Origin of the sequence: Flavobacterium sp. LPB0248 (assembly GCF_013388355.1) — a bacterium.
In the GTDB taxonomy this organism is placed as follows: Bacteria; Bacteroidota; Bacteroidia; order Flavobacteriales; family Flavobacteriaceae; genus Flavobacterium.
On sequence record NZ_CP058246.1, the window covers coordinates 248,345 to 259,239 of the forward strand.

6 protein-coding genes are annotated in these 10,895 nt (G+C 36.4%); 2 read left to right on the plus strand and 4 right to left on the minus strand.

What is annotated here, in order from left to right; genetic code table 11:
- The first annotated feature begins 28 nt into the window (after positions 1-28).
- Positions 29-3,628: a heparin lyase I family protein gene (locus LPB248_RS00930; RefSeq protein WP_177209741.1), complete on the plus strand. Its 3,600-nt coding sequence runs from the start codon at positions 29-31 to the stop codon at positions 3,626-3,628.
- Positions 3,629-3,730: 102 nt separating this feature from the next.
- Here the strand turns inward: LPB248_RS00930 and katG are convergent, their stop codons facing one another.
- A complete protein-coding gene (gene katG / locus LPB248_RS00935) occupies positions 3,731-6,004 on the minus strand; it encodes a catalase/peroxidase HPI (protein WP_177209742.1) in 2,274 nt (757 codons plus the stop codon).
- Between the two features lie 485 nt (positions 6,005-6,489).
- On the opposite strand from katG, the gene LPB248_RS00940 reads away from it, so the two are divergent.
- The gene (locus LPB248_RS00940; RefSeq protein ID WP_177209743.1) at positions 6,490-7,281 is read left to right on the plus strand and encodes a polysaccharide lyase; all 792 of its coding nucleotides are present in this window, start codon (positions 6,490-6,492) and stop codon (positions 7,279-7,281) included.
- A gap of 97 nt (positions 7,282-7,378) precedes the next feature.
- Here the strand turns inward: LPB248_RS00940 and LPB248_RS17115 are convergent, their stop codons facing one another.
- From LPB248_RS17115 to LPB248_RS00955, 3 genes are all read right to left on the minus strand, one after another.
- Positions 7,379-8,362 carry a GNAT family N-acetyltransferase gene (locus tag LPB248_RS17115; RefSeq protein WP_177209744.1) on the minus strand — a complete coding sequence of 328 codons (984 nt, stop codon included), beginning with the start codon at positions 8,360-8,362 and terminating at the stop codon, positions 7,379-7,381.
- Between the two features lie 130 nt (positions 8,363-8,492).
- Positions 8,493-9,188 carry a LytR/AlgR family response regulator transcription factor gene (locus tag LPB248_RS00950; protein WP_177209745.1) on the minus strand — a complete coding sequence of 232 codons (696 nt, stop codon included), beginning with the start codon at positions 9,186-9,188 and terminating at the stop codon, positions 8,493-8,495.
- 2 nt (positions 9,189-9,190) lie between these two features.
- The gene (locus LPB248_RS00955; protein ID WP_255463060.1) at positions 9,191-10,729 is read right to left on the minus strand and encodes a histidine kinase; all 1,539 of its coding nucleotides are present in this window, start codon (positions 10,727-10,729) and stop codon (positions 9,191-9,193) included.
- Between the last annotated feature and the right edge of the window lie 166 nt (positions 10,730-10,895).

A 10,895-nucleotide genomic window follows, 5' to 3' on the forward strand; every position in this document is an offset into this window, starting at 1 on the left:
TTACTAACTCAACCAAAACCGCTTTATTATGAAAAAAAGTTTACTTGTTTTACTTTGTGTATTTTCTTTATTAGAAAGTAAAGCACAAAATTCCAATTGGGAATACAACTTTGGCATTACCGCCTCGATGCCATACACATCTACTGCTTATAGTTCAACTTATTTGCCTTCACCAACGGCTGGTGGAGGTACTGCTAGTGTAAGAGCTTCGTCTACTACTGAAGGTATTGTTGAACTCACTTCTTCTAATTTGGCAGGAGGTTCGGGAGCCGAACTTAAAATGAATGGTGGTACAACCGTATCGGGCGCAAAATTTGGTTTGGGTCCTTTTACAGCTACAGCCGTTGCTGCGTTTGAATGCAAGATCAACATTACATCAGGAACTAATGGCAGATTCTTAATCTATTTTGGCAATGGCAGCAATTTTACCAACGGTAGCGGAATAAGTTTACCGCAAACATTTGCCGCCTTAAGACTGTCTCCTACTCCCACCGCAATAAGCCTTGATTGGCTTTCGTCTACGACAAGTCCAAACTATACAACAGCAGGACTTTCGCAGGTTACAATAAATAAAAGTCAGGTTTATGTTCTGAAATTTTTTATGAACAATAGCAATGCTGAAACTTCCTATACAACTGGAAGTGCGTCTAACTTAACTACTCATAACCTTGCTGCAGGAACTTTTGACATCTGGATCGATAATACTAAAGTACTTACCAATGCTGACCCTGGAACTGGTTTTCTTCCGCAAGGCTCTAATATTAACAGTATGAATTTGCTGAATGTGGGAGCAGGATCATCGGCGCCTATACTATATGTTGATGATATCGTGTATTCTAACTCTTTAATTGCAACACCACCCACACCTCCTGCAACGATTACCGATACCCTTGTTACTGTTGACTATGAAAGTGGTACAGTAAACTCTGGAATTTCAAACTTGACTACAACACACGCCACTGCTAGTGATGCGGAATATTTAGTAAGTCCTGGCCGAACTGGCAATTATGCTATAGCTCATCGCGTAACCATTGGAGATTCGGGATATTTTTCTGATAACCATTGGCGAAGCGAGGCAGCTACAGCTCAAATGTTTGCAGATGGAAAATATTATCCTGGAGATGAACGTCGTTTTGAAGTGAGTTTGCAACTGAAAGATTGGGAATCTTATACTGCGGGAATGGCCCAAAATGGCGATATTATTTTTCAAGGCAAACAAAGTGGAGGAGAAAATCCTGCATGGTACTTAAGCGCAAAACGCAATAGCATTACCTTCCGTATACCTAACGACAATATTGAACCGTCTATCATAGATGATTTTCGTCCTTACATCAATCAATGGATTGATTTTAGGATTGATGCAAAAATGACAACCGATAATACGGGTTATTATAAGGTTTATTACAGGTTACCGGGTCAGACAGAATATACTTTAGCGTGGCAGGTAAGCAACTTTAAAACTTTCAATCAGGATGTTCCTGAAGCTAATCCTTCTGGATATTTGAAATGGGGCTTGTATCGTCCCGGACAGTCTATTACATCTGATCCTCCTAATGTTATGACACGAATTATTTATCATGATGACATCAAAATTTTTGAGCTGAATAATACTAGTGCGCCTGTACAAATCTGGGGAAACACATTCACTGGAAATAATGTTGAATTTATCGCGCCTATTACGGCAGGAAACACCACAAATCCTAATATAATCAGTGACGAAAATGCGGCACCAAATTTTTATTATGGCACTATCGGTGGCCTCAATACAGCAGGCGTAATTAGTGGTCGTGTTTTACTAAATGGCTGGACCAGCAAAACAAATGCTTCAGATCCTGCTACTTCACTTAATCCTGATCAGTATTTTGAGTTCAAACTTCAACCTAAAAATGGCTATAAAATAGATTTTTCTAATCTTCAATTTACGGCTAGAAAAGGAAACGCTTCTGATCCTAGCACATTTGTTATAAGATCCAGCATAGACGGTTTTACAAGTGATATTACGGCACCTCAAACCTTCACTGGAACTGCTGCAACTTTGCTTACTTATGACTTAAGCCCTTTGACCAATATCAAAACCCCGATTACATTGCGTTTATACTGGTACGGATCAAACAGAACCTCTGGAACTTCTTTAGTGGGTATTGATGACTTTTCATTCAACGGTCAAGTTAAACCAGTACTCTATCTGCCTGAAATGTCAAATATTATTACTAACACTAATACGGGTTTGCCTACCTATACAGCACAAGCCAATGAATTTGACATCACCGCATTAAACAACTGCAGTAACGTTGCTTACAGCTATTTGCTTACTGGAGCAACCTCTGCTACTGGTAATACTACATTAGCCAATAAAGTTTTTAATAAAGGAATTACAACTGTTACGTGGACAGCAGCCGATGGATGCAATAATAGTTCGACTTCTTTTACTATTACGATTAATGATACAGAAAAGCCTGTTTTTGCAATACCTGCACCCATAACGCTCTCAAATGACGAAAATCAGTGTGGTGCGACATTACTGTTAACTCAACCAATAGTAACCGATAATTGTGCTGTAACAGGTATTACCAATAACGCACCAGCATTATTTCCAAATGGTACAACAACTGTAATATGGACTGCTACCGATGAAAATGGCAATACCGCCACAACCTCGCAAACGGTGACGGTTACGGATGCACAAAAACCAACTGTAAACTCAGTTGCTTCTGTTGTTCTTTGTTATGAATCAAGCGGAAATTACAATATCCCTTCAGCAACTGCTACCGATAATTGTACAATTGATACCGTTACTTATACAATTACAGGTGCAACTACAAGAAACGGAAATGGATTAGATGCAAGTGGAAATTTTAACGTAGGAACATCCGTTATAACATGGACCGTTACTGATAACGCAGGAAATAATAGTACTAACACCTCAACAGTAACCATCAATAATATGATTGCGGCTCTCATTCCAGATGTATATGCTGTAAATCCGGGAGGAGACGCTAATATTATTTACTTAGGATATGGCCCTTCTTCTTTAACATTGAACGCAACGCCTACAAATGGAACAGCACCTTTTACTTATTTGTGGAGTAACGGAGCTACAACAGATGCTATTTCTATTAATCCGTCAACACCGGGAGTTCACGATTACAGCGTAACTATTACTGATGCAAAAGGCTGTTATATTACCATAACAAAACAAATAAAAGTAATCGATATTAGCTGTGGTGCAAAAAAAGTACTAATATGCCATACGAACAATAAAAGTCTTTGCATTTCTACCAATGCTGTGTCAGCACATTTAGCACATGGCTGTCATCTAGGCTCATGCGAAGCTACTTTGTCTTTAAAAAATACTGCAACAAAAATTTCAGAACATCAAATAGATGATTTTATAGTTAATGCATCGCCAAATCCAACAAAAACTGAATTTCAGATAAACATCATTGGAGGAGATGAAACACAGGCTATTTATATTAATCTGTTCGATATATTGGGAAGAAAAATAGATACTGTCAAATCAAATTACACGTCGGCCATAATACTAAAAAATAACTTTAGTGCAGGAATATATCTTGCCGAAATATGCAATGGAACGAATACAAAAACCATTAAGCTTATAAAACAATAATGTAATTCTTATTTGAAAAAATTCATCTCAAAAAAAACTGCCCCTAAATAGTGTTTAGCTATCAGGGGCAGTTCTTATTATTAACTTATTGCTTCTACTGTATTAAGCCTTTAAGTCGAATCGATCTAGATTCATCACTTTAGTCCATACGGCAATAAAATCATGAACAAATTTCTCATGTGCATCAGAAGCTGCATATACTTCTGCAATTGCTCTTAATTCTGAGTTTGAACCAAAAACAAGATCAGCACGTGTTCCAATCCATTTAGGCTGTCCGGTGCCTCTATCATTTCCTGCATAAAGTTCCTGATCATTAGAAACCGATTGCCATTGGGTATTCATATCTAGCAGATTTACAAAGAAATCGTTTGTCAAGCGACCTGGTCGAGTAGTAAAAACACCATTTTTACTTCCGTCCGCGTTGATATCTAAAACGCGAAGTCCTCCTAAAAGCACTGTTAATTCTGGTGCTGTAAGATTCAATAAATTTGCTTTATCTATAAGAAGTTCTTCTGTTAGAACAGATGATTTTGTTTTTCTATAATTTCTAAAACCGTCCGCTTTCGGTTCAAGATAGCCAAAAGATTCAACGTCTGTCTGCTCGGCAGAAGCATCCATACGTCCTGGAGAAAAAGGAACAGAAACTGAAGCTCCAGCATCTTTAGCCGCTTTTTCAACAGCTGCAGAACCTCCCAAAACAATTAAATCGGCTAATGAAACTTTTTTTCCATTTTGCGCGTCATTAAATTCTTTTTGAATAGCTTCTAATTTATCTAAAACCACTTTTAATGCCGCAGGATTATTTACTTCCCAGTCTTTTTGTGGTGCAAGTCTTATGCGTCCACCGTTTGCACCGCCTCGTTTATCTGATCCTCTAAATGTAGATGCAGAAGCCCAAGCTGTTGAAACTAACTGAGAAATACTTAAACCAGAATTTAATATTTTCTCTTTCAGCTGAGCTACATCTTGATCATTAATTAGTGTATGATTTACTTCTGGAATAGGATCTTGCCATAGCAATTCTTCTGCAGGCACTTCAGATCCAAGATAAAGAGCTCTTGGCCCCATATCACGGTGTGTCAGTTTAAACCATGCGCGAGCGAAAGCATCTGCAAATTCATCAGGATTTTCAAAAAATCGACGTGATATTTTCTCGTAAGCTGGGTCTAGTCTTAGCGATAAATCGGTTGTAAGCATTGTTGGCAAATGCTTTTTATTAGGATCAAAAGCATCTGGAATAATTGCTTCAGCATTTTTTGCGACCCATTGATGCGCACCTGCTGGACTTTTAGAAAGTTCCCATTCAAAACCAAATAAATTTTCAAAGAAGTTGTTGCTCCATTGTGTTGGCGTTTTTGTCCAAGTCACTTCAAGTCCGCTCGTAATTGCATCTGGACCTTTTCCTGAACCATAACTGTTTTTCCATCCTAAACCTTGCAATTCCAAGCCTGCAGCTTCTGGTTCTTTACCTACGTGATCAGATGAAGCAGCTCCATGAGTTTTACCAAAAGTATGTCCGCCAGCGATTAGTGCTACCGTTTCTTCATCATTCATTGCCATACGTCCAAAAGTATCTCGTATATCTTTGGCTGCTGCAATCGGATCAGGATTTCCGTCTGGCCCTTCTGGGTTTACATATATAAGTCCCATCTGCACTGCTGCAAGAGGTTTTTCAAGATTTCTACTGTGAATATTTCCATCTGCATCATCATCTGATGAAACCACACCATGATCTTTTGGAACACCTTCTGAACCATCTTTATAACGTTCATCGCCACCAAGCCAAGTAGTTTCAGATCCCCAGTACACAGATTCGTCTGCTTCCCATACATCGGCACGTCCTCCTGCAAAACCAAATGTTTTAAAGCCCATTGACTCCAAAGCAACATTTCCTGTTAAGATTAGCAAATCGGCCCATGAAATTTTTTGTCCATACTTTTGTTTTATTGGCCAAAGCAGTCTTCTTGCTTTATCAAGGCTCACATTATCAGGCCAGCTATTAAGAGGTGCAAATCGCTGTTGTCCTGCTCCAGCTCCTCCTCTCCCGTCATGCACTCTGTAAGTTCCCGCGCTATGCCAAGCCATTCTAATGAAAAGTCCGCCATAGTGACCAAAATCGGCAGGCCACCAATCTTGTGAATCAGTCATAAGAGCATGTAAATCTTTCTTTACAGCTTCAAGATCTAGGCTTTTAAACGCTTCTGCATAATTAAAATCCGTATTCAGCGGATTTGACAATACTGAATTTTGTCTCAGGATATTTAACTTTAACTGTTGAGGCCACCAGTCACGATTCTTCGTTCCTGAAGCTGCTTGCTTATCCATGCTCCCGTTATGAAAAGGGCATTTGCTGATGTCATTTGATTGATTATCCATAGTTGAAATATTTTATTTTTTACTAAATTACAAACTAATGAAAGAGAAAATTAGGGCTGTGGATTGTAAATACTACTTTCAAAATAGACAAAATCTATTTACCGATATTTTTCGTATTTAAAATCCTTATAACTAAGATCGTTTTCCAAAAAAAGATTTCTCTTAAAAAAGAACTTTTTTTATTATGAGATATTAACTACATAAATTTAATAAAAAGAATCTTTTCATTCGTATAAAATTTTAGACTACAGCTATTTGCAACAAACTCTTTAATTCGACGAGGCTTTTCGAAAGAAAATAAAGCTAAGAATTCTCCCAAAAACATAAGAAAAATACCCTTTGTATTTCTGTGTACGTAAAAACGTACTTTATTACCCCTTCTTAAAATTTATATTCTTCAATTTTACACTTTCGGTTCCCAAATACCGCAATCTACTATCTATTATTACTAACTATTAATCGTTTACTAACCTTAAAACTAAAAAATGAAGAATTTTTTAAAATTAACCAGCGTGCTATTTATTACAGCATTGGTACTTAATTCCTGTGAAAAGGAACAAGAAGATTTAAATGGAAAACAAATTGCTAAAAAAGAAGCACAGCAGCTTGCTAACAAAGATACCATCTCTGCTAATGCACCGCTTGAAGGCAGTACAACAGCTAAAGGAACAGCCGGAGCAAGAACCATTACATTACAAACCAATACATTATCTTGTCCTGGCGGTTTATGCACGTCATACGGCGTTTGGTCTACAGGTGTTTATACTGTTTGGTTCCAAATGAAATTTAACAACGGATTCTACTGGAGCCGAGGCGGAAAATGTGGATATGGAATCTTAATTGGTGACCAAAATACAGGAGGTGATGCAGCATGGGACGGAAATGGCGGAAGTGCTAGATTTATGTGGTACTGCCCTAGTGGATCTAACAGTGCAAAAGGAAGCGGTGCTTACCTTCAGCCTTATGTGTATTACAGAGATCAACCAGGACAATATGGAAATGACTTTGGTAAAAAATACTATATTCAAGAAGGTGTGACATATAATTGTCAAATATCTGTGAAGTTGAATACAGGTTCTAATACAGACGGATACGTTAAATATTACGTAAATGGAACAGAGATATTGAACGAAAAAATTCGCTGGGTAACGAACGATTCTAAGCGAAATGTAAATGCTGTAAGTCTACACACTTTCCGTGGCGGAAGTCAAGATTATTGGACAGCTCCGGTAACAAGTTCTATTTATTATCCAAGCGCATCTTGGGATGCTCTATAATGTATAGACTTTAAAACAATTTGGGCCGGAAAAAATTAAATATACAACTTCGATGCTTTTTATTATTTGCTAATAAAAACATCGAAGTTGTTTTTACTTAAAATTCTAATTCTTTTCTAAAACAAATACTAGTTTCGATGCCAGCATATTGTCCATAATTTTCAGTAACTGCGTAACCACTTTTAGTATATAGTCTCACTGCTTCGACCTGCACATTACTGGTTTCCAAAACGGTAGATACATAACCCAATTCTTTTGCCCAGTTTTCAAGTTCATTCAAAATTTTACTGGCAATGCTTCTTCCTCTAAATTCTTCAGAAACAAACATACGTTTTACCTCAACAGATTCTGCATCAAATTGTTTTATAGCTCCGCAACCCACTGCAGTACCATTGACATACGCAATAATAACATGCTTGATACTGTCCAATTTATTAAATTGATTAAAGTATTCCTGCATCTCACCATTTCTACTTGCTAAATTGGCATCCAATTCTACAATCAATTTTGAAAAATCTGCATTCTGAGAATTAGTTCTTTCGAGTGTCAAATCTTCTGTATATCCGTATATATTCATGTCTATTAAATCTTGTTCTCTCTTTCTGTAATCTTTCTTTAAAAGTCCTTCGTACACAAATCCTGAACGTTCTGCAACTTTAATGCTTGCTGTATTTTCTTCAGCAATTTTCATAAAAAGTCTATTAAATTTCTTTGAGGCAAAACACCAGCTCTTAAACGCAGTCAATGCTTCGGTAGCATAATTATTGCCATTGTGTTGCTTAAAAATAAAATAGGCAAGTTCACCTTTAGGTATTTTCCAATCGATTTCTCTGACAGATATATGTCCTATAAGTTCCTTGCTTTCTTTTTTAAATATTCCATAGGCATAACTTTTATTCTCTTTCCAATCCAAATCTTTCTGCTCGAAATACTTTTTGGTCGACTCCAAACTATCATTCAATTTTATCATGTTAGCAAAGTAATCAAACAAATGTTCTTTGTTACTAGACAAAATATTAAAAAAGTTCTCAGAATCTTCTAGTTTATAAGGTTTTATTATAAGTCGTTTGGTTGTAATCATTATTTGGCAATTTGTAAATAAGAAAGTATTGAATGCTGTTTTCAGAGGATAAAGCTAGATATAAATGTTATGCATAAAAATGCTATTTTTTTATTTGTTAATGCTTTTTTTGCATTACTTTTTTTGTTTCTCATATCAATTTACTTTTAATCTCTTTATACTTAGAACGGCCTATTGGCAATAAATCACCGTTCTTTAACTGCATACTGTACTTGCCTCCTGTTTCAACGACAATTTTCTCTGCTTGTTCCCAACAGAGAATATAGGATTTATGGATTCTTTCAAATGTTTCTGGAAGCAATTTTTCTAAGGCTTCCAGCGATTTATCGTGCAGCTCTATTTTATTGTTTGATAAGTGTAGTTCGGTATAAATTCCTGCTCCTTTGATGTATAAAATTTCATTAATTGGAACAAGTCGAAATGTTTTTCCTTTTCTGACTGCCAAAAAACGAACATCTCCATCTGATTGTTTTCCTTGAGTTGTAAAACGCGTAAAAGCCTGATTTAATCTGTTTTGATCAAAAGGCTTGGGAACAAAATCTAACACGCCATAATTGAAAGCCGTTATTGCTTTATCTGTATAAGCCGAAATGATAATGGTCTGAAATGGACCAGCAACGAAAGTCTGCAGAATTTCGAACCCATCTTCTCCATTTAGGTTTAAGTCTAATAAAAGCAAATCAATTGAATGCTGTTCAATTGTGACTAATCCATTCTCGAGAGAATCTGCAAGAAGAATTTGCACGTCCTTATCAAAGAATTCACGTGTCATTCTTTCTATCCGTTTTGCAATACGGGCTTCGTCTTCAATTATTAGTATTTTCATTTTTAATTGGAAATTTTAATCGTTGTTTCCCAGCCTTTTTCTACTGCATGAGAATCAAAAGACCAATTGGTGCCATAACTCTCTGTTAATCTTGCTTCGATATATTTAAATCCAGTTCCCATTCGACGCTCTTTTTTAGTATGCCGATTTTGAGCAAACGTCAACAAAGTATATTGTTTAAAATGTTTTTCTTTGATAAAACTTAGAGAGAAAATAATACATCCTTGTTTTGGAGGAAGGCTGTGCGTAATTCCGTTTTCTATAATGGTATGAAAAATTGCTGGCGGAATGGTTTCGTTCTCGTCAATTCCGTTTTCTTTCCATTCATAACAAATTTCTTTACGAAAAGACATTACTTCCAAATGCCTTCGACACAAATCAATTTCCTTTCTGATGGGAATTAGAGTGTCTTCGGCAATATCATTCATAATATCAAACTCTTCTGCAAGAGCACGAATAAAAACAACTCCTTTTTTTGGAGATTCTTCAATCCAATCAATTAATGAAGTTAACGTATTGCGGAGAAAATGCGGCTGAATATTTTTCTTGATTAATTCTAATTGTAATCTTGAAGAGAGCATCAAGGATGCATTATGAGCTTCCTCTATTGCTTTTGTCCGTATTGTATGTAGATAAAGCATGCATAATACCAAAATGGTAAAAGCGATAAACAATCCAAAATCGTAAAACATAAAATAATTAACCGCCACGCCTGCTAGTAAACCTGCGACAACAATAAGACCTCCTTTTACTTTTCGGATTGCCGCATCGATTGCGATCACCAACGAAAAAATACGAGCCGTAATAGTAAAATAAGCTGCAGAAGTATCATAATGACCGTAGTAGCCAATATAAACTCCTAAAAGAGTGAGTAATAAAAGAAATAAAAACAGTTTTTTCCCTTTAAACTCAAACTGCAGCATAAAATACCAAGGTATGAGCAATGAAATAGCTAAAGTCAGCCAACCAATAATTTTTAAGCGGGTATAATAATGATTATATGGAATATCTACATAAAATTTTACGTATTCTAGAATTAACAGAAAAAAGAAAAGCAGGCAGATTATTCCGAAAAGTAGAACCGTTAATTCTTTTTTGGCACTGTTGATATAAAGAAAAAAATAGTAAACCGATGCAATGAGGAAAGCGCCAGCCATAATATTCATAAAAGATAGTACAACAAGCGGTGCTCGATGAAGCCGTAAATAGCTTTCGAGTTTCACATGAATTTCACGCTCTGCATCACGAAAGTACGATTGCGTACCGATTAAGGTAACAGTGTGTTTTCTTCCGTAAGACAGTTTCTTTGGTATTTGATAATAAGTTGTTTCTGTTCCTGGCACCTCAGCACGGCCATCTTTTGCCATCTGTCCATTTCTTCCCACCAAAACTCCGTCCCAATACACATCAAAAGCACCAAAAGCATTAACCTGAAGTCCTAAAGGTTCGTTTTTATGTTGACGTTTTTCAATCTCAAGGTCTATTTGAAATTTAAAGTTGGAATTATCCCAATCATGCTGTTTATGATCATAATCAACCATGTAGGTCACGTCGGATGTAATGTACTCTCTATAGTGCTTACACGACGTAAGCAGCAGAAGGCATAAAACAGTAAAAAAGACAGATTTATACATAAGATAAAGATAAAATAAATATCGATTTGAGAAATGCATTTTAAAAGCTCATAGAGCCGTTCGCATGTTTTAA

Bases quoted from the DNA above. Each gene is read 5' to 3' on its own strand.
- LPB248_RS00930 (WP_177209741.1), top strand. From the start codon at position 29: ATGAAAAAAAGTTTACTTGTTTTACTTTGTGTATTTTCTTTATTAGAA.
- katG (WP_177209742.1), bottom strand. From the start codon at position 6,004: ATGGATAATCAATCAAATGACATCAGCAAATGCCCTTTTCATAACGGG.
- LPB248_RS00940 (WP_177209743.1), top strand. From the start codon at position 6,490: ATGAAGAATTTTTTAAAATTAACCAGCGTGCTATTTATTACAGCATTG.
- LPB248_RS17115 (WP_177209744.1), bottom strand. From the start codon at position 8,362: ATGATTACAACCAAACGACTTATAATAAAACCTTATAAACTAGAAGAT.
- LPB248_RS00950 (WP_177209745.1), bottom strand. From the start codon at position 9,188: ATGAAAATACTAATAATTGAAGACGAAGCCCGTATTGCAAAACGGATA.
- LPB248_RS00955 (WP_255463060.1), bottom strand. From the start codon at position 10,729: ATGGTTGATTATGATCATAAACAGCATGATTGGGATAATTCCAACTTT.